The organism is Enterococcus larvae, from assembly GCF_017830045.1.
In the GTDB taxonomy this organism is placed as follows: domain Bacteria; phylum Bacillota; class Bacilli; order Lactobacillales; family Enterococcaceae; genus Enterococcus_L; species Enterococcus_L larvae.
Genome location: NZ_JAEDXU010000011.1, coordinates 25,632 through 50,652, shown reverse-complemented (window position 1 = coordinate 50,652; position 25,021 = coordinate 25,632). Strand labels below are relative to the sequence as shown.

At 42.5% G+C, this 25,021-nt stretch carries 21 protein-coding genes and 2 other annotated features; of the genes, 2 read left to right on the top strand and 19 right to left on the bottom strand.

Translation table 11 applies throughout. The features are described from left to right. Positions 1-210: 210 nt before the first annotated feature. The 14 genes from I6N96_RS16870 to fitA form a co-directional block, all read right to left on the bottom strand. A complete protein-coding gene (locus tag I6N96_RS16870) occupies positions 211-1,050 on the bottom strand; it encodes a histidine phosphatase family protein (protein ID WP_209558744.1) in 840 nt (279 codons plus the stop codon). A gap of 300 nt (positions 1,051-1,350) precedes the next feature. Then, positions 1,351-2,118 (bottom strand): tryptophan synthase subunit alpha, encoded by a 768-nt coding sequence (gene trpA, locus I6N96_RS16865; RefSeq protein WP_209558743.1) that lies wholly within the window; start codon positions 2,116-2,118, stop codon positions 1,351-1,353. Continuing rightward, on the bottom strand, positions 2,115-3,311 hold the full coding sequence (trpB, locus tag I6N96_RS16860; protein ID WP_209558742.1) for a tryptophan synthase subunit beta: 1,197 nt from the start codon (positions 3,309-3,311) through the stop codon (positions 2,115-2,117). Before trpB ends, trpA begins: the two co-directional genes overlap by 4 nt. Next, positions 3,311-3,910, bottom strand: a complete 600-nt coding sequence (locus tag I6N96_RS16855) for a phosphoribosylanthranilate isomerase (protein WP_209558741.1) — start codon at positions 3,908-3,910, stop codon at positions 3,311-3,313. The genes trpB and I6N96_RS16855 overlap by 1 nt, the downstream gene beginning before the upstream one ends. Then, positions 3,907-4,665 carry an indole-3-glycerol phosphate synthase TrpC gene (gene trpC / locus I6N96_RS16850; protein WP_209558740.1) on the bottom strand — a complete coding sequence of 253 codons (759 nt, stop codon included), beginning with the start codon at positions 4,663-4,665 and terminating at the stop codon, positions 3,907-3,909. Before trpC ends, I6N96_RS16855 begins: the two co-directional genes overlap by 4 nt. Before the next feature lies 1 nt (position 4,666). After that, the gene (trpD, locus tag I6N96_RS16845) at positions 4,667-5,680 is read right to left on the bottom strand and encodes an anthranilate phosphoribosyltransferase (RefSeq protein WP_209558739.1); all 1,014 of its coding nucleotides are present in this window, start codon (positions 5,678-5,680) and stop codon (positions 4,667-4,669) included. Continuing rightward, positions 5,673-6,254, bottom strand: coding sequence for an anthranilate synthase component II (locus tag I6N96_RS16840; protein ID WP_209558738.1), 582 nt, complete (start codon positions 6,252-6,254; stop codon positions 5,673-5,675). Before I6N96_RS16840 ends, trpD begins: the two co-directional genes overlap by 8 nt. Then, a complete protein-coding gene (trpE, locus tag I6N96_RS16835; protein WP_209558737.1) occupies positions 6,251-7,618 on the bottom strand; it encodes an anthranilate synthase component I in 1,368 nt (455 codons plus the stop codon). Before trpE ends, I6N96_RS16840 begins: the two co-directional genes overlap by 4 nt. 195 nt (positions 7,619-7,813) lie before the next feature. After that, positions 7,814-8,044: a binding site (T-box leader), on the bottom strand. Positions 8,045-8,125: 81 nt separating this feature from the next. Continuing rightward, positions 8,126-9,355 carry a peptidase T gene (pepT, locus tag I6N96_RS16830; RefSeq protein ID WP_209558736.1) on the bottom strand — a complete coding sequence of 410 codons (1,230 nt, stop codon included), beginning with the start codon at positions 9,353-9,355 and terminating at the stop codon, positions 8,126-8,128. A 14-nt stretch (positions 9,356-9,369) separates the two neighbouring features. Then, complete coding sequence (locus I6N96_RS16825; RefSeq protein WP_209558806.1) at positions 9,370-11,007, bottom strand: peptide ABC transporter substrate-binding protein; 1,638 nt, start codon at positions 11,005-11,007, stop codon at positions 9,370-9,372. 206 nt (positions 11,008-11,213) lie between these two features. Beyond that, positions 11,214-11,447 (bottom strand) — a binding site (T-box leader). A gap of 132 nt (positions 11,448-11,579) precedes the next feature. After that, complete coding sequence (locus I6N96_RS16820) at positions 11,580-12,533, bottom strand: siderophore ABC transporter substrate-binding protein (protein WP_209558735.1); 954 nt, start codon at positions 12,531-12,533, stop codon at positions 11,580-11,582. 118 nt (positions 12,534-12,651) lie between these two features. After that, positions 12,652-13,410, bottom strand: coding sequence for an iron chelate ABC transporter ATP-binding protein FitD (gene fitC / locus I6N96_RS16815; protein WP_209558734.1), 759 nt, complete (start codon positions 13,408-13,410; stop codon positions 12,652-12,654). Continuing rightward, complete coding sequence (gene fitB, locus I6N96_RS16810) at positions 13,407-14,375, bottom strand: iron chelate uptake ABC transporter family permease subunit FitB (RefSeq protein WP_209558733.1); 969 nt, start codon at positions 14,373-14,375, stop codon at positions 13,407-13,409. Before fitB ends, fitC begins: the two co-directional genes overlap by 4 nt. Continuing rightward, the gene (gene fitA, locus I6N96_RS16805) at positions 14,372-15,319 is read right to left on the bottom strand and encodes an iron chelate ABC transporter permease FitA (RefSeq protein ID WP_209558732.1); all 948 of its coding nucleotides are present in this window, start codon (positions 15,317-15,319) and stop codon (positions 14,372-14,374) included. Before fitA ends, fitB begins: the two co-directional genes overlap by 4 nt. Positions 15,320-15,698: 379 nt before the next feature. Here fitA and I6N96_RS16800 point away from each other — a divergent pair, with 379 nt between their 5' ends. Together I6N96_RS16800 and I6N96_RS16795 are read left to right on the top strand one after the other, a co-directional pair. Further along, positions 15,699-16,136: a YueI family protein gene (locus I6N96_RS16800; protein WP_209558731.1), complete on the top strand. Its 438-nt coding sequence runs from the start codon at positions 15,699-15,701 to the stop codon at positions 16,134-16,136. A 66-nt stretch (positions 16,137-16,202) separates the two neighbouring features. Beyond that, on the top strand, positions 16,203-16,610 hold the full coding sequence (locus I6N96_RS16795) for a hypothetical protein (protein WP_209558730.1): 408 nt from the start codon (positions 16,203-16,205) through the stop codon (positions 16,608-16,610). 78 nt (positions 16,611-16,688) lie between these two features. Here I6N96_RS16795 and I6N96_RS16790 read toward each other — a convergent pair whose 3' ends face one another. The 5 genes from I6N96_RS16790 to I6N96_RS16770 form a co-directional block, all read right to left on the bottom strand. Then, a complete protein-coding gene (locus I6N96_RS16790) occupies positions 16,689-17,765 on the bottom strand; it encodes a ComEA family DNA-binding protein (RefSeq protein ID WP_209558729.1) in 1,077 nt (358 codons plus the stop codon). A gap of 73 nt (positions 17,766-17,838) precedes the next feature. Then, on the bottom strand, positions 17,839-18,912 hold the full coding sequence (locus tag I6N96_RS16785) for a ComEA family DNA-binding protein (protein ID WP_209558728.1): 1,074 nt from the start codon (positions 18,910-18,912) through the stop codon (positions 17,839-17,841). 279 nt (positions 18,913-19,191) lie between these two features. Then, a complete protein-coding gene (locus tag I6N96_RS16780) occupies positions 19,192-23,406 on the bottom strand; it encodes an RCC1 domain-containing protein (RefSeq protein ID WP_209558727.1) in 4,215 nt (1,404 codons plus the stop codon). Positions 23,407-23,420: 14 nt separating this feature from the next. Further along, positions 23,421-24,116 (bottom strand): hypothetical protein, encoded by a 696-nt coding sequence (locus I6N96_RS16775; protein ID WP_209558726.1) that lies wholly within the window; start codon positions 24,114-24,116, stop codon positions 23,421-23,423. A gap of 99 nt (positions 24,117-24,215) precedes the next feature. Further along, complete coding sequence (locus tag I6N96_RS16770) at positions 24,216-24,986, bottom strand: hypothetical protein (RefSeq protein ID WP_209558725.1); 771 nt, start codon at positions 24,984-24,986, stop codon at positions 24,216-24,218. Positions 24,987-25,021: the final 35 nt, after the last annotated feature.

The window sequence follows — 25,021 nt, the reverse complement described above, 5'->3', positions numbered from 1 at the left end:
TTCTTTTTATATTGTTTATTTCTTTCGTTTATTGAAAAGACAGAGCACGCTTCAATTGAAACGTGCTCTGTCCTTAAAAATTATTAGTGTATCAAAAACCGGCTTGTATTCTATGCAAGTGATTCTCTCAGCCTTAAGCTGCTCTGCTCCGACATTGCTGCATATACTTTACGCCCACATGCTATCTCTTGTTTGCACTGAGGATAACGACTACTCTTCATTCGCAGAATCAGTATAGCTTACGTCATTGACAGAGGTCACACGGTATTCACCATCCTTGTGGGTCAATGTAGATATGCTTGCATTCTTCATGCTAGTCAGTTGAAATTCTTCTTCGGTGTCAAACTGCCCTAAGATCGTGATGATGCTCATCCCATGGGAAACAACCAAGACATTTTCATGACCTTCCTTTTCTGCATCTGCGACGATTTCATCTAAGGCCGTCAGTAAACGATCCAAAATGGTCTGGCTGTCCTCCGCCAGCCACGTTTTTCCTTCTTCTGCATTTTCCTTATCCAGCTCTGATAAAACGTCTGCCAAGTGCAGGACTTTCGGATAGTAGCCATTCTTTCTAAGGTCGCCGACGAACTCTTCATAGGTTTCTCCATCAACCTCAGCAACCGCCGTCAGCATTTCCTTATTCCGCGCACCCTCATACGTACCGAAATTATATTCTCGTAGACGTTCATCTTTTGTATAGGTCATATCTTCCTGCCCATTGTTTGCCAAGACCAGCTCTGCTGTTTCCTGTGTCCGACCACTCGTACTGGTATAGACTTTATCAAAGGTAATATTTGCTTCCTTCAGCCCTTTTCCTAACGCTTCAGCTCCTTTGATCCCCTCAGGTGTTAATGGCGCATCCGTCCAGCCCTGTGCACGTTCTGCGGCATTCATCATCGTTTCACCATGTCTGGCAAAATAAATCGTTACCTCACCGTTCTCTTGTTTTTTACCGTCCGCGGCTGTCTTGACCTTGTCTGCTCCCCCAGCACACCCTGTCAAAAATAATGCGGCTGTTGCCATCCCTACCAATAATTTCTTTGCGTTCATTCTTAAACCCCTATTCATAAATATTGCTGACAGCTTGATAGTGAGACACAGCTTCTTTTTTTCATAAAAAAGAAAAACCAACCTATGCCGATTTCCAAAAGAAACCTGCATAACTCGGTTTAACTTATCCAATGTACTCACAATCCAACTATTCAACTAGTTATATTATACATTCAAAAAGAAAGATTTAAAAGACTTTATTGAAGATTGTCTCTATTATTTTATCCTGCAATAAAAAAGTGATCGCTAGTTACTGAAACAGCTACCCATACCTTTGCAGAAGTAAAGGACTTGAGTTCCTTATACTGCTGAGGCTTCCTTAACAAAGACGGCTGCTTCAGTTCCTTTGCCTTCCTTCAGCAGCTGAACGATTTTACTACCGACGACCACACCGGCACAACTCTCTCTAAAGCGTTTGACATGGTCGACTGTCGACACACCAAATCCAGCCAGAACTGGCTTATCACTTACCTTTTGAATATACTTCAAATGCTCATCCAGTTCTGATTGATACTGTCTGCCAGTGCCGGTCACACCATTGACTGCAACAGCATAAATAAATCCTTCTCCTTGTTCTGTCAGCAACTCTATACGCTCTTTCGGTGTAGTCAATGCCACAAGCGGAACCAATGAAATATCCGTCTGTTCCAGTAAAGGCTCTAAGTAGCCTCGATGCTCATACGGCAAATCAGGAATGATTAATCCCTTCACAGGGGTATTCTGCAGTTCAGCGACCAACTGTTCCAAACCGAAAGAATACAACGGGTTAAGGTAGCTCATGATGATCAATGGAATTTCTGTATCCAGCTGTTGAAGTACCTTGATGATCTTTTCCAATGTCACGCCTTGCTTCAGCGCGTCTAGTCCTGCCGCTTGGATTACTGGACCATCTGCAACAGGATCAGAGAAGGGGATACCCAACTCGATCGCACCGGCACCAGCCTCCTCCAGCAGACGAATTTCCTCACTTAACTGGTCTAATCCCTGCGCTCCCGCCATGATATAAGGAACGATGATCGTCTCACCATTCTCCTGTTTCTGCTTCAACTGTTTGTCCAATGTCTTCATTGCTTTGCCTCCTTCTCTAAACGTTCCTTGATTTGCATAACGTCTTTATCGCCTCTACCTGATAGACAAATAATCAACTGCTTGTCAGGTCCAAGCTCTTTAGCGACCTTTACTGCATGGCTAACTGCGTGAGAGCTCTCCAATGCCGGAATGATCCCTTCCGTTCGACACAACAATTGGAAAGCTTCAAGTGCTTCATCATCTGTTACAAACGCATAGCTGGCACGGCCAGTCTCATCTAAATAACAGTGCTCAGGTCCAAGTCCCGGATAATCCAGACCAGCAGAGATCGAGAAGGCTTCCTGAACCTGTCCGGCGTCATCCTGCAGCAGCTTCATCATTGCACCATGTAAAATACCTGTCCGTCCTTTGGTGATTGAAGCCGCATGTGCACCAGTCTCCAAGCCCAAGCCTGCCGCTTCGACGCCGATCAGCGCCACATCATCATTGATGAATGGATAGAATATCCCCATCGCATTACTGCCTCCGCCGACACAGGCAACGACTGCGTCCGGTAGCTTCCCTTCCTCTGCTAGAAATTGCCTTCTAGCTTCCACACCAATCACACTTTGATAATCACGAACGATTTCAGGAAAGGGATGCGGACCTAACACTGAGCCCATGACATAATGTGTATCCTCTACATTGGCAACCCAATAACGCAGCGCCTCATTTACCGCATCCTTCAGGGTTTTACTCCCCGATTCCACACTTTCAACCGTTGCACCCAACAACTCCATGCGAAACACATTCAACGACTGGCGAGCAACATCCACAGCTCCCATGAAAATTGTACACTCCATACCGAACAACGCCGCCACTGTTGCAGTTGCTACCCCGTGCTGTCCGGCACCTGTTTCTGCTACAACCTTCTTTTTCCCCATTTTCTTCGCTAACAGAATCTGTCCAATCGTATTATTGATTTTATGGGCACCAGTATGATTCAAGTCCTCACGCTTCAAATAAATTTTTGCTCCGCCGATTTGTTCTGTTAAACGCTGTGCGTAATATAGAGGATTTTCTCTCCCTACATACTGCTTCAAATAATAAGCCAGCTCTTGTTGAAATTCTTCATCTGTCTTTGATGCCTCGTAGACTTCCTCCAATTCCTTCACAGCATACATCAATGTTTCCGGAATGAACTGACCGCCGTAATTCCCATAAAAGCCTTCTTTTGTTGGTTGATTGTACATTATATTTCCTCCTTCGCACGCTGCAAAAATTGTTTAATTTTTTCAAGATCCTTTTCTCCGTTGGTTTCTACACCACTGGATACGTCAACCGCATAAGGATCGAATACTTTTTTCGCCTTTTGGACATTTTCAACAGTCAAACCACCAGCAATAAAAACCTTCCTATCTTCTAATGGTTTAAGATCCAGTGTTTCCCAGTCAAAGGTTTCCCCATTTCCACCAGCATATTGCTTCGGTGGAGCATCAAAAAGTACATACTCAGCTGCTTTTGCTGTTTCGAGAAATCGATGGTTTCCCTTGTTGACCGATACAGCAGAAATGCAAGGGACAGAGGGTGTTTCTATTAGCTGTTCCCCATGAATCTGAATCATATCCAGACCGGCCGCTTTGACTGTCATTTCCACCTCATCAAGCGTTGGTGAAACAAAGACTCCAACTTTTTTTACATCCAGTGGAACATCGGTCGTGATCTCTCTGACTAATTCAGGTGCTATCCTCCGCTTACTTTTTGCAAAAACAAAACCGATGAAATCTGCTCCGTTGTTGACTGCGGTGTCTACCGCCTCTTTGGTTTTCAATCCGCAAATTTTGACCTTCATCGTATCACCCGCAATTCTTTGACTTTTTCGGCTGGCGAAGCGGCTCGCATCAACGTTTCTCCAACCAATACTCCCTGATACTGCTCACGAATGCTCTCTACTTGTTCTGCCGAGGTAAAGCCTGACTCACTGATGTAGACTGCGTCTGTTTTCTGCAGAGCCCCTAGTTTTTGACTAGTCTCGATTGATACCTCGAAGGTTTTTAAATCTCGGTTGTTTACACCGATCAGCGGAGCCTTCAAGGCCTCTGCTGTTTGCTGTTCAGCTAAATCATGTACCTCCAACAACACCTCTAAGCCCAACTCCTCTGCTTTAGCAAAAAGACGAGACAGCTGCTCTTCATGCAATGCTGCAACAATCAACAGAACCATCGTTGCTCCGGCATTTCTCGCACGAATCAACTGCTTTTCATCGATGATAAAGTCTTTACAAAGGACAGGGATCGTCACAGCTGATGCAACTTCTTTTAAGGTTTCGATCGATCCATTGAAAAATTGCTCATCCGTCAATACGGAAATCGCAGAGACTCCTGCTGCTTCATAAAGCTTTGCCTGCTGGATACTGTCCACCCCCAGATTGATCGCTCCCTTAGACGGTGAAGCCCGCTTGATTTCTCCAATAATATGAACTTGATTTGGTTGTTCCTTCACTCGTTCGACAAAGGAGGTCGTCTGCCTCAACGGCTGAAGCTCCTCTGCTGCCATTGCTATAACCTCTGATTGCTTTTGCAGCAGTATCTTTTCTAAGAAATCCATTCTAGGCTACCTCCTTCTGTACTTTAAGAAATTCCTGCAGCTTATCCATTGCCGCCCCATCTTTAACACATTGACGAGCGAGATCGATCCCCTCAACAACAGAAGCTGTTCTTCCATTGCTGAAAAATCCAAGCCCGGCGTTCAACAGGACTGTATCCAAATAAGCACTCGCTTTATTTTTTAAAACGGAATATAAAATCGCTGTATTCTCTGCTGCATTCCCACCGCGAATTTCCTCTAACGTGATACGTTCAAAGCCCAACTCTTCCGGTTCGATTGTGTGGACTTGAATGCCGCCATTTTCCAGTAATGCATAGTGTGTCGTTCCGGTGAGGGAAGCCTCATCTAAGTGCCCTCCGCCGTTTACTACTACTGCTCGTTCACGACCTAACTCACCCAATGTTTTCGCTGTTTCCTCTAGCAAATCCAGTCGATAGGTACCCATCAGCTGCGAACCTAACGCAACTGGATTCGTCAATGGTCCAATCAGATTTAGAATCGTCGGTGTTCCCAACTCTTGACGAACCTTCATCACGTGGCGCATCTTCGGATGCATATGAGGCGCAAATAGAAATGCCAGCCCTACCTCATCCAACAACAGCTCCAGCTTATCTGCCGAGAGATTCATATCAACCCCTAAATGTTCAAAAATATCCGCACTGCCGGAACGACTGGAAATACTGCGATTCCCATGCTTGGCAACCGTTACTCCGCCAGCTGCCAAGACAAACGCTGCAGTCGTACTGATATTGAAGCTATTAGACTGATCGCCGCCGGTACCGCAGTTATCCATGATATTCTCCCTGCTACTCTGAATCTTCATCGCCTTACTTTGGATCGTTTCTGCAATTCCTGCCATTTCTTCAGCCGTTTCCCCTTTACATTTCAATGCAGTCAGAAAGGCGGCCAGCTGGCTATCCGTCAAACGTCCTTCAAACATGTCTTCCGCAATCAGCTTCATCTCTACCCGTGATAAATGCTGTTTCTGATATATTTTTTCAAAAAGTTCATTCATTGTCTTTCCCTCCGCATAGTTGAATAAAATTATGGATCATTACCGCTCCCTCACTCGTTCCAATCGACTCCGGATGAAACTGGATCCCAAAGACTGGGTAAACCTTATGCTCGATTGCCATGATCTCCTGATCCTCTTCAGAGCGTGCCGCAACCTTAAAGTCCTTCAACGCTGATGCGCTGTCGATAACCAGTGAGTGGTAGCGAATCACAGAAAATGTCTCATTCAGGCCTTGAAATAAACGACCATTACTTTGTCTGATGACAGATGACTTCCCATGATAGATTTGTTCTGCCTGAGCGATCGTCTCGCCAAAGGCAAAGCCGATTGCTTGATGTCCGAGGCAAATACCTAGAATTGGTTTTTCTTTATAAAAACGACGAATTACTGTCAGTACTTCTCCTGTCTCCTTCGGCGTTCCCGGTCCCGGGGAAATAATGATGCCTTCCGCCTGCTCCGCATACATGCTCAACGACGGATCATCATTCCTAACGATAAGAAGGTCCGCTGTTTGACCAGCGAGCTGTGCCAGATTATACGTAAAGGAATCATAGTTATCGATCAATAAGATCATTTGCCCACCTCCAGCAACGCTTTTGCCTTTTGCAGTGTCTCTTCATATTCTTTCTCTGGGTCTGAATCGTATACAATGCCTGCTCCTGCCTGAACATATGCTTTGCCTTTATGAATGACCATCGTTCGGATCGCAATCGCAAAATCTGCTTGATCATTCTTAGACAGGTAACCGACAGCCCCGGCATAGATTCCTCGTTTGACCGGCTCCAGCTCGTAGATTCGCTGCATCGCCCGAATTTTAGGAGCACCACTGACAGTTCCTGCCGGCAAGGTTGATTTTAGCGCGTCCATTGCTGTATAGTCCTGTTTCAGCTTTCCTGTCACAACTGAGACAATATGCATCACGAAACGATATTTCTCAACGATCATATAGGTTGGGATCTCCACCGTCCCCAACTCGCTGATTTTACCGATATCATTTCGTCCCAGATCGATCAGCATCAAATGCTCTGCCCGCTCTTTTTCATCCTCCAGCAGCTCCAACTCCAAGCGCCGATCTTCTTCCACTGTTTCGCCTCTTTTTCTAGTACCGGCAATTGGATTGGTTGTGACGATCCCCTCCTTGACACTGACTAAGCGCTCCGGTGAAGAACCAACAATAAAAGTGTCTGTAAAGTCTATAAAATAAAGGTAGGAGGATGGATTCTCCACCCGTAGTCTTCGGTAATAATCAAATGGTTCATCGAGACAATCTGCTGTCAGCCGCTGAGAAGGGACCATCTGAAACATATCTCCGGCAGTGATATAGGATTTGATTTTTTTGACTGTCTCTTGAAATCCCTCTTTGGAAAAATTACTTGTGTAGTTCATCCGCTGCAGCTTCACTTGCTTACTTTCCTCAGCCGAGGGCAGCTGTAATTCTGTTTCTATTTGCAGCAATGCCTCTTCAAGCGCCTCTTCAGATCGCTTGGAATAACTGTCTGATTCCACTAATAAAATACTTTCATTGATGTGGTCAAACACCAGAAACGAATCAAATAGATAAAAATGAATATCCGGAATCCCCGTTTCATCTATAGGAATTTTCCCTAGCTCTTCATAATTAGCGATTACATCATAGCCGACATAACCGATGGCACCGCCTTGAAATGGAAGTCCCTCTATCAGCGTTTCGGAGACAAGGATCTGTTGCTCTAACTCCTTTAGCGGATCATCTACTTGATAAGGAGAGGCTCCGGAAATCTTGAAGCTCTTCTCTTTTACAGTGATTTCCTTTACCGGATTCCACGCAATGATCGTGTACCTTCCTTGGCTTTTATCTCTGGGTATGCTTTCCAACATACATTTATTTCTCCCTTGAATTCTCAAAAATGCGGAGACCGCTGTTAAATAATCCGCTTGTATTTTCTTCGTTTTCTCCATGATTTTTCCCCTCCATCTCAATCTTTTCTCGCTTTTACGCCAAACAAAAAGCCCTCAGAAAACAGACCTGCTGCTTTCTGAGGGCGAATAATCAGTTTATCCACGGTACCACCTCACTGGAAAAATGTTTTCTTCGATCATTGAACGACCTGCCCTGAATAAAACAAAAAACCCCCAAACCATAAAAAACTATGGTTTGAGGGTGAATATTCACGGTGCCACCTCAATATCGAAAGAATCACTCTTTCCTCTCTGTCAGTCGTCTAACAACGACCTTTCTCTATAACGGGAGTTCCCGGAAACACCTACTTCTATTCAGCATTTCGCTCGAAAGTCCATTCACAATCCCTTCCCTGCTGATTTCCACCGCCATCAGCTCTCTGTAAAGTACCGGAAATTGCTACTCCTCTTTCTCAAAGCTTTGATATTGTTAACTATCATATTAGAGAATTCTCATTTTGTCAACAAGTTTTTCTTACTTTTTTGATAAAAGCATACTACAGGCATTTAGCCCATATTTTCCTTAACGATCTCAACAATTGTCAACGCTGCCTGTTCCATCGCTTCCAGGGTGATAAATTCGTATTGTCCATGAAAGTTCTCGCCGCCTGTAAACAGGTTTGGTGTCGGCAATCCCAGATAAGAAATTTTCGAACCGTCCGTTCCTCCGCGAAATGGAGCGATCTTCGGTTCTATCCCGAGATTTTTCATCGCCTGTACAGCCAGTTCCACCGGACGCATATCCTTCTCAATGATTTCCTTCATATTGTAGTACTGATCCTGAATGGAGATCGTACATCTAGGACGGTCCAGTTGTTCATTGATCAACTGAACCTGTGCCTGTAAGAACTCTTTCCGCTTTTCAAATAAGCCCTTGTCATGGTCACGAATGATATAGACTAGTTCCGCATGATCCAGTGTTCCTGAGAATTTATTCAACAGATAGAAACCCTCATAGCCTTGCGTTCTTTCAGGTACTTCTTCCTTAGGCAGTAAGGCATCCAATTGCTCCCCCACCTTTATTGCATTGACCATCATGCCGTAGGCCGTTCCAGGATGCACGCTGGTACCCTCGATTTCAACCACTGCCTGTGCAGCATTGAAGGTTTCATATTCAAAGCTTCCGACTCTGCCGCTGTCTACTGTATAAGCAAACTGAGCAGGAAAGTTTATTACATCAAAGCGATCCGCTCCTCTGCCAATTTCCTCATCTGGACCAAATGCGATCCAGATATCCCCGTGGATGACTTCCGGATGAGCAAGTAAATATTCTACTGCTGCAAGAATTTCTACAATACCCGCTTTGTCGTCTGCACCCAACAGAGTTGTACCATCTGTTGTGATCAGGGTTTGGCCTTGGTAGTCCTTCAAATTGGGAAACTCTGTCACTTTCATCGTTATCCCTTGTACGTCATTCAGCACTACGGCATTTCCATCATAGTCAGGAAAGAGTTGAGGATCGATCCCTTCAGCATTGAAATCTGCTGTATCCAGATGGGCAATAAATCCGATTGCCGGTACGGTATGTTCCGCATTCCCTGGAAGTCTTGCAGTCAAAAAGCCATTCTTCTCGTTGTAACGAATGTCTGCCAGAGTCAATGCCGTCAACTCTTCTTCAATGATCTTAGCCAGTTCTACTTGACCGATCGTTGTTGGTATACGTTCACTTCCTGCATCAGAACGAGTATTGACCTTCACATAGCGAATAAAACGTTCCAGTAGTTTCTCTTTATCCATCTTATCTCTTACTCCTATTCTTCAAGATACGCTGTTCGCAGGTTGAAATAATCACCATACAGATGGTAGCTGATTCCTTTCAATGCCGGATTGATCAAGTAATTTGAAGCACTTTGATAGATTGGTACTTGTGCCGCATCTTCATTCAACAGGATGTCCTCTGCCTTTTTGTAATCTTCGAATTGCTTGTCTGGTGTATTTGCATCAACAGTTTTAGCAGCATTCACCAGCTTATCATAGGCATCATTTTTGTAGCCGCCATAGTTATAAGCTGAACTTCCTTCATACAAATTGAAATAAGAATCCAGATCACTGCTGCCGGCAATCCAGCCAGATAGAGACAATTCATAATTTTTATCTTTACGTGATTGTGTCACATTGTTTTTCGGCTGTGCAGAAATCACGATTTCCAACCCATCCAAATTGTCCTGCAATTGACTTTGGATGTATTCTGCTACCTTCTTCCCTTGATCATCATCAGAAGCAAGCAACGTCAGCTTCACCGTATCGCCCAATTCCTTCTGTGCTTTTTCCCATTCTGTTTGTGCTTGGTCGACATCATAAACTAGATAATCACCACTGTATGCTCGGAAGTCCTCTGATGTATTCGGATTAGCATACAAATTTGCAGGAATCAAGCCGTTCAAAGGTTTAGAACCGTCATTCAACACGCTGGTTGTCAGAGCTTCTTTGTCAATAGACTGTGCAATTGCTTTACGAAGATGCACATTTGCCAGTGGTGTTCCTGCTTTTTTATTGAAATCCAGATAGTTATTCGCCACATCTGAATGCGTAATATATCCTGGATCATCACTGTACTGCTGCACATATTGTCCGCTGATACGTGTCAAATCCAACTCATCAGACTGATATAGATTGATCCCTGTATTCTCTTCTTTCACTGTACTGACTGCCACTTCGTCCAGTTTTACTTCATCTGCTGCATAATACTCAGTATTTTTCTTCAGCGTCCATGTATCAGAAGAAGCATCCCAATCTGCTAAAGTATAAGGTCCGCTGTAAATCAGGTGTTCACTATCTGAACCATAAGACTCGCCTTGCTCTGTCACATATGCTTCATTTTGAGGCGCCAACCAGCCAATCGATACCACTGCTAAAAATGACGGCTGTGCTTGATCCAGAGTCACGATAAACTGATCATCAGTTGCCTCGATCCCCAATTCTTCTACCGGTTTTTCTCCTGTTCGAATAGCCTTGCTGTTTTTCACATTATCTAATAAATACGCATTCGGCCCAATCGTTGCAGGGTCAACCAGACGTTTCCATGAAAATTCAAAGTCTTTTGCTGTGATCGGTTCCCCATTGCTCCAGTTGATATCGTCCCGCAGCGTAAATGTATATGTCAAACCATCTTCACTGACATCTACCTTTTCAGCTAAGCCCGGGATCGGATTGCTGTCATCATCGAAACGACAAAGCCCTTCGAATAAGTGCTGAATCATGGTAAAGGTATTTTTATCCATTGCCTGTGTCGTATCCAAGGTTGAAATTGGTGCCGGCGAACTGATTGATATTTTCTGTTCTATTGCCGTTCCTTCACTTGATTTCGTTGTTTCTGCCGCCCCGCCGCCGCAAGCCGTCAATAATAAACCAATAATGACAAGTCCTGCTGAAATTGCTTTTTTCTTCATACTTCTTCCTCCTCGTTTATCTACACTATCTACAGTGACATGAATAACACTTGAATCAACGACCTTGAATGTACCTTCCATTACTTGTAAGTGGATGCTTTTATATAGAACTTTCGTCACCTCTGACATCCACTGTTTCATCAATCAAGAAAACCTCACGAAATTTCTGATATGGCCCAAATGTACACAAAAAAGCCCTCATCCTTAAAAAGGACGAGAGCTTGAGCTATCGCGGTACCACCTTTAATTGACTATAAAAAAGTCCACTCTACCAGTACAAACATACTGTGGCGCTGTAACAGGCGCTCCTGTATTGGTTTAAAAATAGTCAACCAATCTGTTCAAAGGCCATTTTCTTCTTCAGCGTCACTGTCTCTTCCCACCATTCGAGACTCTCTTGGAGCTATTCTGAAAAGTACTTTCCTTCTCTTCACATTTCTATAGATAACATATTAATGAGAAGTTTAACAGATTTTTTTTCTGTAGTCAATTTGTTTTATTACCTTTTTTTAATTTTAAAAAAATCCCGGTAAATGTCATAATTTACCGAGATTTTTCCTATGATTTATTTTTTAGTCTAATGCTTTTGTTACGTCTTCGATCATCAGATGAACAGATTCCAGTCCGCCGCCGCTCAAATACCATACGTCAGGCTGTAATGTGATCACTTTGCCGTTTTTACCGGCATTTGTTTGTTTGATCAGTTCATTGTCTGTGATGTTGTCATTTGTTGTATCCCCACCGATTGCTTGTGTACGGTCTACGACGAATAGAATATCCGGATTTTGTTCCAGAACATATTCATAAGAAACACTTTGACCGTGTGTAGATGCTTCAATGTCTTCATCTGCTTGTTTGAATCCGAATGTATCATGGATGATACCGAAACGAGAGCCTTCTCCATAAGCAGATAGCTGTCCTTCGTTCAGCAGTACAACTAATGCCTTTTCATCTGTTGCTTCTGCTTTTTCCTTCACATCCGTAATCTCATCTTCCAACGCAGCGATTTTTTCTTTCGCTTCGTCTTCTTTATCGAAAATTTCAGCTAATGTTTCAATATTTGTCTTTGTCGAATTCCATGTGTCTGAAGCATCAACAGAAAGATAAATGGTTGGAGCAATCTTGCTTAAATCTTCTTTGAAGTCCTGCTGACGACCGGAAATGATGATCAAGTCAGGCTGCAGCTCATTGATTTTTTCTAAATCAGGTTCTTTGATCCCACCTGCTGATTCTACATCTGCATAATCGCTAAGGTATTCAGGTAAATTAGAGGTCGGTGCACCAATAACTGCATCGCCCACACCTAAAGCATCTAGTGTATCCAATGAACCATTATCAAAAACGACAACTTTTTCCGGATTTTTCGGTACTTCGACAGATTCCTCAGAATCTTCTACCGTGATCGTTGTTGCTTCACTTACTGATGATGAGTCCGCAGACTCCGCCTTGTCCCCACTATTTCCACAAGCGCCTAATGCTAATAATGCTGCTGAAAATGCTGCAAAAGCTAAAATTCTCTTCTTCATTGTTTCCCTCCAAAATTTGATTGATCTTTTATTTGATTGATTCTTTTACTATGGGACTGTGACATGAGTATGTCGTAATCCTATAAAACCGAACAAACGGTGTGCTAAAGCTCATTTACTAACTAAAATACATGCAGAATCTTTTTCCCTCGATTTCGCAAATGCGAATATTCATATCATATAAACGATTCAATGTTTTCGACTGAATGATTTCATCTGTAGTACCATGAGCAAACAGTTTGCCGTCCTTCATTGCCACGATCTCATCCGCATAGCTTGCTGCAAAATTGATGTCGTGGAGCACGATCACAACTGTCTTGCCAAACTCATCCACCAGACGACGCAGTATCTGCATCATCTGAACCGCATAATTCATATCCAGATTGTTCAACGGCTCATCCAACAGGATATAATTCGTATCCTGTGCAATAACCATCGCAATATACGCCCGCTGCAGCTGTCCTCCTGAAAGAGTATCGATCAAGGTATCTGCCAGCTCAGTCAACCCAAGATGAGTCATCGCTTCCTCAACCTTTTCATCGTCTTCCTTTTTCAGCCTCCCCTTTGAATATGGGAAACGTCCGAAACTGACCAGCTCTCTTACCGTCAGCTTCAAGCTGATATTATTTGCCTGCTTCAGAATTGAAAGCTTCTTCGACAGCTCATTTTGCTTCCACGTCTTGACTTCATTATGGTCAAGGTAGATTTCTCCGGTGTCCTTAGGGATCAATCGGCTCATCATGGAAAGCAGCGTACTTTTCCCAGCACCATTTGGACCGATAAAAGCAGTCAGTTTCTGCTCGGCAACCGGCAGCTGGACTTCTGAAACAACGAGCTTATCGCCATATTTTTTCGATACATTTTTGATTTCAATCATTTCTGCTGCTTCCTTTCACTAATTATTTTCCCGACAAAATAAACACCGCCGCCAAACTCAATAACAATACTTAAGGTCGTGTTCAGCGCAAAGACTTGCTCTACCAGAAACTGACCCAATACCAGTAATAAAATTGCTAATAGGCTCCCTCCGACAAATAGTTCTCGATGTCGGTACGTCCCCATCAGCTGATAGCTCATATTCGCCACGATAAATCCTAAAAATGTGACCGGTCCGACAAGAGCGGTAGACAGCCCGACGATACCGCTGATCACAATCAACAACAGCAACTGGAACCTTGAGACGTCGATCCCCAGATTCATCGCCTGGTCATTCCCCAGATGAAGCACATCCAAAGAGTGGCTCTGACTCCAAAGAAACGCAGTAAATATCAGCATCAGGATAGCTGCAAGCAGCAAATAATGACTATTTACATTGCCAAAGCTGGCAAATAATTTCCCCTGCAGCAAATCGTATTCATTCGGGTCCATGATCACCTGTAAAAAGGTACTGATACTGTTAAAAAATGTTCCTAAAATCATACCGATCATCAGTAATAGAAACAAATCGCTTTTCCCTTTTCCTAATAGAAACTTGGACAGCAAAATACTGACCATCATCATCAAAACGATGTTTCCCAAGAACTGAGGAATCGACTCTTGTCCCAAAATCACCTGACCACCCATAAAAAAGAATAGAACAGTCTGAATAAAGACATACAATGCATCCAGTCCAAGGATGTTCGGCGTCAGGAAATGATTTTGCGTGACCGTCTGAAAACTGATTGTAGAAAATGCCGCCCCTACACCAACAAGTACAAAAGCTGCTAACTTTTTCCCTCGCAATGCCAACGCAAAAGACCAGTTTCCATAGGTCTTATACGTTAAGTAAAGAAAGCATACAACGACTACCCCAACGAATAGAAGTAAAATTTTCGTCAAGGAATGATTCAAGAATCTCTTCATGCCGTTCGCCTCCTTAACAGGAGAGCGATGAAAATCACACTTCCCAGAACACCAACTACAACGCTGACCGGTATTTCATAAGGTGCAATCACTACGCGTGCCAGAATATCACAAATCAGCAAGAAAATGCTGCCGCCGATTGCTGTGACACTTAGGGTATTTTTCATATGGTCGCCATAATACATCGCTACCAGATTTGGAACAACAACACCTAAAAATGGAATGCTTCCTACCATGATCAGTACAACTGCACTGGATAAGGCTACAATACTTAAACCCAAAAGCTGCGTCCGCTGATAATTAAGTCCGACATTGGTTGCCATGTCTTCCCCCATACCTGCAATCGTAAAACGATAAGCAAATAAATAAACCAGAACCAGTAACGGCAGCGTTAGATATAACAGCTCATAGCTGCCCTTCATCACTGTCGAGAAGTTTCCCTGCAGCCATGAAGACATATTCTGCACCAGCTGAAACTGATACGCGAAAAACGTAGCGATCGATCCGATGATGTTCCCAAACATGACCCCAATCAAAGGAATCATGACCTGATTCTTTGCAGGCAGGAACCGTGTCAAGGATAGAAAAATCAACGTTCCTCCAAGAGCAAACAAAAAGGCAATCGCCGAGCGGAACAATAGAGGTGCCGTCGGGAAAAAGATCATGACCACCAATATGCCTAATCGAGCACTATCCATCGTTCCGGCAGTACTTGGTGAAACAAACTTGTTTTGCGTCAAATGCTGCATGATCAAGCCGGAAATACTGATCGTGCTGCCGGCGATCATTAAACTCACTGTCCTCGGAACCCTAGTAGTCAGCAGAACTAACTGCTGTTCAGAATCCCATTGAAAAAGCTGGGTAAAGGAAATGTCTTTTACACCAACGAATATCGATATGAAAGCCAAAAGGAGTAAAAACAAAAATAGGCCTATTTTTTTCATGCATATGCTCCTTTTTCTAATTGAGAATGATTTTCATTCTTATTTATAGTTTATGCGAAAATTTTTACAAAAGCAACAATTTTTGTGAAATTCTTCCCTAATTTCTGCTTAAGCAATGAAAGATATACTTTTCATCCCTCCATCTTTTTTTAGATAGTATGGTATAATCAAATTAGATGACTACACAGAAAAAAACCAGCTATAGTTAAGGATAATTAGTTTTCATCTTAAAAATTTCAGCCTTGTGACAGCGACATACTCAAAACTGACACAAACAGAATCTCGAATGAGAAATCCGCTGATTCATTTCACGAAAAAGGCGATCGCTCTTTTCACTTAGCCTGATAAAGCTGGGGTTAGACAATCGAAGGAGGCTACAATGGGACAAGATGAATTACAGAAACATCTGGATAAATCCCGCTACGGGACACCGCAGCTAAAGCCAGATGAACAGCGAAAATATATGGGAACATTTAGAGAGCGCTGCTTTCTTACCATGACAATTGCACAAATGAAAAATGAACGAGATAAAAAGAACTTTCTAAAAGAACTGGCGGCACATCCTCAGGGAACAGTTTTGCTAAATGGAAAGATGGATATTTCCTTACAGTCCGCTTATATCAAGCTGATCAATGCCCATGGTGGACATTTTACTGTTGTCAACGAAGCGCAGAGCAGTGAGCCGGAAGCTTTAGGGCTGGTGCTTGCTGCTGATCATGCTGTTGATGTAGCAGAGGTTGATATCGATAAAAAATACCCCGATACTCCGGAGCAAAAGCCTGCCGAAAAGAGTTTTTGGAAAAGCTTATTTCACTAGAATATTACCGAAAAAACCAGACACCACTGTACTTTTCAGCTGTGTACTACACTAGGAGGGAACGACATGATTGAAAAGCAATTATTGAAGGAAGAATTGGCACAGGCGTTGACGACTCATATCCGCTTATTGAAGGATGTGGAAGAATTCGAAAGTGAACATACAGATGCTTTATCGTTTATGATGCGCAGTTTTGGTTTCATGCTGGATGGTGCTCCCGGAACCCTTGTCAGTGAGGACGAAGAGGCTCTCCACTATATGATGTTTCAATATTACAGTCTATTGACCGAGCTCAAATATAATCTGATCCTAAATTTCCCTTACTCACAGTTGAATGGACGCAAGGTTATCGACGTGGTTGACCAATTCCCCATCACTTATGAAAAAGAGATGAAGCACTGGTGGGAAGCAATGACTGGTCTGGATGTGGAAGAAACAAAACAGACAATTGCTATTAAGGAATTGGAGTACTAAATTAATAAAGAACAGATATTCAGTGGTAGAAAAACTACATTGAATATCTGCTCTTTTATTTTGATTCGCTAAAAGTAATTAATTAAAGTAATCATATACTCTTGCCAAGCCCTGCGCTTTGATTTTTGCTACAGTTGCCGTGCCAATTCCTCTAACATTCAATAAATCATCCAGACTGTTGAAACCAACTGTCTCACGATATTCAATGATTCTCTGTGCCAGAGTCACACCAATACCATCCAACAACTGCAGCTCCTCATAGCTGGCCATTGTAATCGGCACATAGCGTTCCAATACAACTTGAAAATTACGGAAGCTGTATTCTGTTTGTTGACCAATCGTTTTCGCATCTACATCAACAAATAGACTGATATGACCCGCAAACCCGTCGGACAACGGCAAATAGAAGGTCTCATACGCACTTCCCTGATACGTGAATATTTGAGAAGTTTCATAGCCATGCTCTCGAACCGTACCGTAGTAATAATAAGGTGCAGAACCAACATTGCTGCCTACAGAAAACTGCGAGCTCACATCGCCCTTAGTTTTCGCTGCCTCAAATCGTAGGATTGGATACACATGATAAATTTCCTGTTCAGCCAAATCACTTCTTAATTGAGAAATTGCCTGTGCAGCTGTCGTTACTTGATTCGTATACAAAGTCCCCGTTTTAAACTGCTCATAAGAAAACTCAGGATCTTCTTCCTGATGCATCCGATTTTCTGTTCGAGTATAGCCAACCGCTACTTGCTTTGTATTTGCCGGATCCAACACGAAATAACCAGTCATATCTGTCCATGATAGTTGCTCTGAATAATCCTCTGCTGATATAGTAATCAACCCGTTTTCTCTGTTAAAGACATCGAAATACGGCAGCCCGCCGCCGACAAGCGACATACCTGTTGACTCACCATTTACTGCTTCGCTAGAAAGATTCGCAGTTCCAAAAGACCACGTCTCACCTGAATAAGCATCTGTAGTCTGAAGGATAGATAACGTCCCATCTTCATCAATTACAGGATTAAAATAAAACGACGTTTCCACACTTCCTTCAATAAACGTCCTAGCTTCTGCCTGCTCATTATCTAAACCAATAGCCATACTGAATAGAACGCCCACCGCAATCAAAGAGCTGTACACATTTTTTGCTTTCATTTTTTCCCTCTCCTTCTTAAATATACAAAGTTTTTTCACTTACCACGTATAGCCTCTTAAGAATCGATCCATCCTAATTAAAATAGTTTGACACTCTTGCCAGTCCCTGCGCGTTGATTTTCGCCAGAGTAGCAGCCCCAATCCCTTTAACATTCAGCAAGTCATCCAGACTGTTGAAACCAACTGTCACACGATATTCAATGATTCTCTGTGCCAGAGTCACACCAATACCATCCAACAACTGCAGCTCCTCATAGCTGGCCATTGTAATCGGCACATAGCGTTCCAATACAACTTGGAAATTGCGGAAGCTGTATTCTGTTTGTTGACCAATCGTTTTCGCATCTACATCAATAAACAGCTTGGATGGTCCGCAAAAATTCTCCGCCAACGGCATATAAAATTCTTGATATTCTCTGCCTTGATAATGATAGACTTGAGAGCCTTCACTTCCACCATGAAGAGGGATTTTCCCATATTGATTATAGGTATAATTTCCATTATTCCCAAGAGCAAACTGCGCTGTGCAGTCTCCTTTAACCAACGCTGCTTCGAATCGTAAAACCGGATGTGCAAAAATTTGATTCAGTCGAACTTCACTTTTCAGCATTTCCACTACCATATACAATGAGTGCGCCTCTGAGAACAATACCCCAGACTTCTCAGTCTCATAAGAATATTCTGAATACTCCGGTGTTTGCAGCCGTTTTTCTGTTCGTGTGTAGCCGATATTTACTCGATTTGTCTGATTAGAGTCAAAAACAAAGTAACCGCTATCATCTATATCGTAACTGTATTCTGATTCAACATCCGCCACCGTGAAAACTCCGCCAACTTCATCGAACTGCCTAAAATCCAACATATTACTTACCACATAAGCCACCTCGGGGCCAATAAGCTCACCGTTAGCAATTGATGTGATGCTTGCTTTTCTACCTGAAAACCAGTCTTCCCATGCATTCCCCTCAGCAGTTCGGTTGATTTTCAAGGTGCCGTCCTCTTGAACATTAGGAATAAACTGCAGAACAGTTTCTTCATTTCCCTCAATGATCATCTTTGCCTCTGCCTGCTCGTTCCCCAAACCAAGAGCTCCACCAAATAACGCACCCGCTGCAAACAAATAACCAAGTATACTTTTCGTCTTCATCTTCTTCCTCCCAAACGATATTTTATAACAAATGTTACAAAAATAATTATAGACTACAAAATCAACAAATTCAACACTTGAAGTAATTAAAAAAGCACATTCAATTCGCTTTAAAATAACATATGATTGTCATTTTTATCTACAAATATTTTTTCGAAAACAATGAAATATCCTCTCTCTAACTTCATCGTTTTATCTCCCGTTAAAGCAAAAAAACACTGCCCAGACAAATCACTTTGTCTGAACAATGTTCTTTTTTCACCCTTCAAGCCCATTACATTAAGGAATCAAAATCTTCCCAAAGTCATTGAGTGCATCCTTCCAACTATAATTTCCAGGATTGTCTGTTACCGGAGCTAGATAAATCGTTACCCAGTACTCCGTGTCATCCGTGAAATCAATCTGGATATCTTTAGAGGTATTCATACCTGTCGAATCGTACTCTCCATTAACAGAAGAGATCTTATAGCCTTTGTATTCATAATACTGAGGCGTGATCCAGGTCAGGCCATAACCCATATAGTCCTTGGAAATCGGCAATACATAATCTGAATATTTCGCAGATTGACTTTCTTTTCTCGAAGTCGTTGTGATATTCATTTCTTTGTCTGTAAATGTCCAGCTAGTACCTGGTTTTCCTTCTGTCAGGGTCATATACCCGGCAGTCGGAACTTTTACTTTCGTGTTGCTGTCAACAATCACCTGACGCACATGAAGCTGTGCCACAGATGGCGGAATCTCATAGACAAAGATAATGGTGATCTCATCTTGATTGGAAGGTACCGTATAGGCAGCATTTCCAGCTGCATTCAGTGGTCCCAACTGATCCAGATCTACTGTGGTTGGATCAGTTACCTGCCCATTAACCACATAGTATCCGATTGCTTTGTAGCCATCCGGCAACGTGTAATCTTTTGGTGCCTGTGTATTACTGCTGCCCTTCACTTCTTTTCGAGAAGCAATATCCCAGCCATCCATAAAGACTAGATTATCCGCATCCTGACCGTTGATCCCTACAAAATTGACAATCGTCTTTTTCTCATAGACAAAAATCACTGTCAGCTCATACCCATAATCACTTGGTTTAAATGAAGCTGCACCACTCTCAGTGCTTGTATAACCTGAAATATCTGTATCCGTTGCTCCGGCAGCTAATTCCCCACTGATCACTTTATACCCAACCATGACATAGTCATCATTTGAATAAACAGGTGTTTTTGAATGCGTGGTATCTTTTGCCAAGCGCTCTGAATTCATCGAAAAATCAGTAAGCAAATTGTCTGAAGCTGCACCTTTATCAGCAGCTACATAATGAACTAATGGTGCTTTTTCATAAATATAAACAACAGTATACTCATCTTGTCCGCTAGGAGGTGTATATTCAGCTTCTCCTCCACTGTTCAAGCTCTGAACGGCTGTTGTCAGGTCTAGTGTAGATACGTCTGTTACTTTGCCGTTGAAAATCTTATAACCAATGATCGCATATTCAGAATCGATCGCCCCGTCGTTCGGCTCATGGGTAAATACTGTATCTTTTGAGGTACGGATATTTTCATCCACAAAGTCGATAACACGGGTATAAGGAGATACACCTCTATCAGCACTGATAAAATAAGCCATTGGTGCTTGTTCGTAAACAACGATCACTGTCGCATCTGTTACAGATGTATCCCATGGAATTGTAAACACCATATTTCCTTCTGTATTCAAATCTACCACCCCTGTGACATTGACAGGATCTAAAGGTGGAGTTGTATAAACTATCTTATAGCCCTTGATCTTATAACCACTGGCTTCAGAAAGCGTTGGCGGTGTTCGAGTATATTCCATATCTTTAAACAGCTGATTTTCCGGATTTGGCGTCATAGAAAATTCATCGATTCGATTTCCCGAAGCATCGACACCAATATAATGAAGATTAACTAACGCATCCGGATTTACATCATAATGAAAACTATGCGTGTACACATCTGTTACTGCCAATTCTCCCGCTGTAGACGTGATATCATCACTATTATCAGCATCGACACCATTCAATGTATAAACTTTGCTGTCCGCCTGTGGTGTATACCAAACCCAATATTTCGTCAAATTAGCATCGATTGCTTCTAACTGAGCATCAGATAATTTGCTTACTTTCACTTCATCATAGCCAAATGTTGGCGGATTAGTGGTCGTTCCTATGATATTACCATTTGTTTCTAACGGGAACCCGACCAACTGATCAATACCGTCTTGCGTAATTTTTGTAATGTTTTCCGCGTTGGAGCTATACACTTCTCTACTCAGATCATTATGATCTACACCGACATGATCTAAATCAAGCTCTGTGTAGAAATTATCAAAGGTATACGCTTGTAGTGTATACGTTGTACGACCATAGGCTTCATCCTCTATCATAATCCACAGCTTACCGTTGTCCTTCGCAGAAGGTACGTCAAAAGCTACTGTTTTTGGTTCATCATCCGATGATATCGCTGTATCAACCAAATCGCCCTTGTTCGCATCGTCAGCACGGTTATACAGTTCTAAAAATTCATCTTTTGTCAAAGAAGACTTAGTAAAGTCTGCATCTGTTGTATCATAAGGTAAATAGACATATTTCAAATCCTTCAAGATTGCCTGCATATCAAAATTCATGTTTGCATCATGGAATGATGCCGGAAATGATGTTTCCACTGATACAGGGGTTTCTTCTCCCGTTGACTTATAAATCTTTTTCGGATTAGATTTGATGCTTAATCCGATATTGTCAATACTCGGCGAACCCCGCATCCACATTACTTCATAGGTATAACGATCATACAATCCATTAACCAGATCACCATTTTGATCATATTGACTTTGATAATCCCAGCCCCATGCAATTGAACCAGAACCATCATTCCCCCAACGAAATAGATTTCCATCTTCATCAATGAACATTGTTGAAGAGCGTTGACTGAATATAGCCGAGATTTTCGGAATTGGTGAAAATGCTAGATTCTTCCATTTGTCTTCCGAAGGGTCTGTATATTTCTTATCATAGATGGTTGGATGTAGTTGATTGAATGAATAGACACCATAGGTTCCAGCAGCCCTTCCCTCTTCAGGATCTTTTGGACTGGTATCATAAATCTGTGTATCTCCATCACCAATCACCTTAGGATATTGAACAGCTTCAGCCTCCATCTGGTCATTCGCATCTTCATACCCGCCTTCACGGCCAAAACCAAAATAGCGACCGCTTCCCAGTGCCCATGAACGACCGTACTGGTCGATAATATAGCTGACACTTTCACCGGCACTTACCGCTTTAGGAATTGGCGTATAGCCAACTTTCACTATTTCTGAAGCACTGAACTTGACCTCAACTGGTGTGTCATAGCTTGTCGTAGTAGCTGTTCCGCCACTTACACCAAAAATGGTACCCCATTGCCAAACACGACCATTTTCATCCAACGCTATATTCCAGCGATAACTACTGCTTATATCCACAAGCTTACTCATACCAGCAGTAGTACTTACAGGAATTTTCACCGGTGTCGATGTATACTGTGCACCAGATCCCATACCACTGATTCCTAGCACATTTCCATTGTTTGTCCCCCATGCCCAACGATCACCATTGCTATCAATGACATGAATATATGGACCATACGCATAAGATGCAATAGAAACCTTAACAATATCAACATTTTCACTGAAAACAACTTGGTGAGGAGTTGCTTGATAAGCGTTGGTACTTGTTGTATTTCCTTGACCGTGTATACCATAGTTGTTGGCGCCCCAAATCCAAAGTGAACCGTCTTCGCCAATTGCTGCTGCTGCCATATACGTATCATAGCCATTCGTTCCTGAAATCGATTTGATTTTAGGAAGTCCCGCTACTTTTACAGGAATATTTTGAGAGTTATTAATCGCAGCGCCAGTTGTCATGTTTCCGCCAACAAATCCAAGCTGTTGACTTCTGTTATCTCCCCAAGCATAGACATTTCCTTGGTCATCCAGAGCATAATAACTGTAAAATCCTGCTGCAATCTCAACAATATTGATATTATTATCAACAAAGTATGGTACTCGGACAATCCCACCGGCATAAGCAACACGAGTACTCGTTGATGTACCAGTTCCGGCAAATTGCTTACCATTTCCCAGCTGTCCAAAACGGTTATCTCCCCATGTCCAGACCTTCCCCGCAGAATCCAGCGAAGCGCCACCTAAATAACCGGCAGCAGCTTTAGTAAACTTGACTGCTGACAAGATACCAATACTAGGTGCATCCCATGCACCCACACCCTGATATCCATCATTGGTTTTATCATAATCTGTTGGCACACCAATAGAGAGGGGCTCCCCCAACTGCTGTTTAACAACCGATCTGTTTTCATTGCTTTCATTTGCTTGAATTTCTGTTGTTTGCATCGCATAACCTACACCAGCCAAAAGGGCTAGTAATGAAATGATCGTTACGACGGAAGCAAGTAGTTTATGCTTCTTGATTGTTTTCCACATTGTCTAGCTCCTTTCTAGTCGGCCAATGCCTGTAATGCCTCGTCAATTGATTTCAATGGATCATTCACCTGTGCAGTATCCTTATCCGTATTCCACCAAGAAACGCGATATTCATTATTTCTGGCATCAACAGCTTCAGATTTTACTACAATTTGGAATGATGCATCACGATATGCTTCTTTTGTTTCGTCATCTCTAAATTTGATCGTAACGCCCTTGAACAGGATCTGACTGTCAAGCTCGTCATTATCAACCTGTTCTTTTGTCTGTCCAGAGTCCAATACACCAAGATAGTAATAATACCCATCATCGCCCAACTGCCATTTATTTTCTTCAAATGTCGTTGTCGTGTTGGCATCATCGTAGACAAGCTCTATCCCATCCGTGATCGGCAATGGTACTTGACCTTCATCTGTTGTTTGATATGCAACTGGAAAAACCATAACTCGAACAAATGCTGCAAGGTCTTCTGGATTAAAGACACCTACTTTTTTCGGAACCAATTGATTCGGAGAAACAGTTTCCTGCTTTTCAAATTCATCTACCAGCTCGACATCAAAATCAAAGTCAGAGGTAAATTCATTATCTCGTGCATCAGTTCCGGAAAACCAAGCAAAGGTGGACGCAAGAACGAAGATGATTGTACAAACAGATGCAATAATCCCTAATACAGGTCTATTTTTAAGCAGCATCTTAAATTTTTTCTGCATAATCACACCTCACTTTTTTAGTAAAAAAGGGTACATGAAATACATGCACCCTTCATTTAACATCCATGATCATTTCGTACGCTTGTGGAACGATCGAAATCAGTTCGTACCTTCTGTATCTGAATCTTTTCTAATATAAAAAATATAGAATAAGATAGCCGTTATAATCAGAAAGATTCCACCTAAAGTAAAGAGGATCTTCGCTGGCAGCTCACCCGTACTTGGGTAGCTTCCAGTTGGTTTTGATGTAGACGGTTTGGTCGCCGATGAGGAGATTGGTTCTTCCTTACTAGAAGAAGAAGGCTCCGTTGTCGACGGCTCAGTTCCAGAAGTTGATGGTTCTGTTTCGGTCTCAGCTACGAAGGTCCAAGTAACAACCGCTTTACTCGGCCCAGACATAAACTCATCAAAAGGGATGTTGTTTAATACTCTTAAATTGATAGCTATTGTCTGTTCCGAGCCGGCGGCAATAGTTCCAAGGTCAACTTCCCTTGAATCTACTGTCGCACCATTTTCATCACTTGAAAGATTGCCTTCATAAATAAGGCGGTCGTTTTGAGTAAAAGTCATTTCTATGCTTTCGATCAAATTGACTGGTCCTTCATGAGATTTTGGTGTGATGATCATCTTTAATCGATAATCCTCCGAACGATTGTTTTGGATAATCAAATTCCGAGTTATAGTATCTCCAGGCATCAGATCGTCAAGGTTGAAAAAGTAGCCCCCATCTTTCGTTACACTGATTCCACTGTCATCCCCGATGAGAAATCCATCAGGGATATTGATTTCTTCAGCTTCAACTAAATTGGGAAAAGCCAGACAAAAGAAACCAATTACCAGACAAGCCAGTAATTTTGTTATTCGATTCATCGTTATCCCCCTTAAAGTCATCTGCTTTGTTGGAG

Coding starts and splice junctions, on each gene's coding strand:
- I6N96_RS16870 (WP_209558744.1), bottom strand. CDS start 1,050: ATGAACGCAAAGAAATTATTGGTAGGGATGGCAACAGCCGCATTATTT.
- trpA (WP_209558743.1), bottom strand. CDS start 2,118: ATGAAGACATTGGACAAACAGTTGAAGCAGAAACAGGAGAATGGTGAG.
- trpB (WP_209558742.1), bottom strand. CDS start 3,311: ATGTACAATCAACCAACAAAAGAAGGCTTTTATGGGAATTACGGCGGT.
- I6N96_RS16855 (WP_209558741.1), bottom strand. CDS start 3,910: ATGAAGGTCAAAATTTGCGGATTGAAAACCAAAGAGGCGGTAGACACC.
- trpC (WP_209558740.1), bottom strand. CDS start 4,665: ATGGATTTCTTAGAAAAGATACTGCTGCAAAAGCAATCAGAGGTTATA.
- trpD (WP_209558739.1), bottom strand. CDS start 5,680: ATGAATGAACTTTTTGAAAAAATATATCAGAAACAGCATTTATCACGG.
- I6N96_RS16840 (WP_209558738.1), bottom strand. CDS start 6,254: ATGATCTTATTGATCGATAACTATGATTCCTTTACGTATAATCTGGCA.
- trpE (WP_209558737.1), bottom strand. CDS start 7,618: ATGGAGAAAACGAAGAAAATACAAGCGGATTATTTAACAGCGGTCTCC.
- pepT (WP_209558736.1), bottom strand. CDS start 9,355: ATGGATAAAGAGAAACTACTGGAACGTTTTATTCGCTATGTGAAGGTC.
- I6N96_RS16825 (WP_209558806.1), bottom strand. CDS start 11,007: ATGAAGAAAAAAGCAATTTCAGCAGGACTTGTCATTATTGGTTTATTA.
- I6N96_RS16820 (WP_209558735.1), bottom strand. CDS start 12,533: ATGAAGAAGAGAATTTTAGCTTTTGCAGCATTTTCAGCAGCATTATTA.
- fitC (WP_209558734.1), bottom strand. CDS start 13,410: ATGATTGAAATCAAAAATGTATCGAAAAAATATGGCGATAAGCTCGTT.
- fitB (WP_209558733.1), bottom strand. CDS start 14,375: ATGAAGAGATTCTTGAATCATTCCTTGACGAAAATTTTACTTCTATTC.
- fitA (WP_209558732.1), bottom strand. CDS start 15,319: ATGAAAAAAATAGGCCTATTTTTGTTTTTACTCCTTTTGGCTTTCATA.
- I6N96_RS16800 (WP_209558731.1), top strand. CDS start 15,699: ATGGGACAAGATGAATTACAGAAACATCTGGATAAATCCCGCTACGGG.
- I6N96_RS16795 (WP_209558730.1), top strand. CDS start 16,203: ATGATTGAAAAGCAATTATTGAAGGAAGAATTGGCACAGGCGTTGACG.
- I6N96_RS16790 (WP_209558729.1), bottom strand. CDS start 17,765: ATGAAAGCAAAAAATGTGTACAGCTCTTTGATTGCGGTGGGCGTTCTA.
- I6N96_RS16785 (WP_209558728.1), bottom strand. CDS start 18,912: ATGAAGACGAAAAGTATACTTGGTTATTTGTTTGCAGCGGGTGCGTTA.
- I6N96_RS16780 (WP_209558727.1), bottom strand. CDS start 23,406: ATGTGGAAAACAATCAAGAAGCATAAACTACTTGCTTCCGTCGTAACG.
- I6N96_RS16775 (WP_209558726.1), bottom strand. CDS start 24,116: ATGCAGAAAAAATTTAAGATGCTGCTTAAAAATAGACCTGTATTAGGG.
- I6N96_RS16770 (WP_209558725.1), bottom strand. CDS start 24,986: ATGAATCGAATAACAAAATTACTGGCTTGTCTGGTAATTGGTTTCTTT.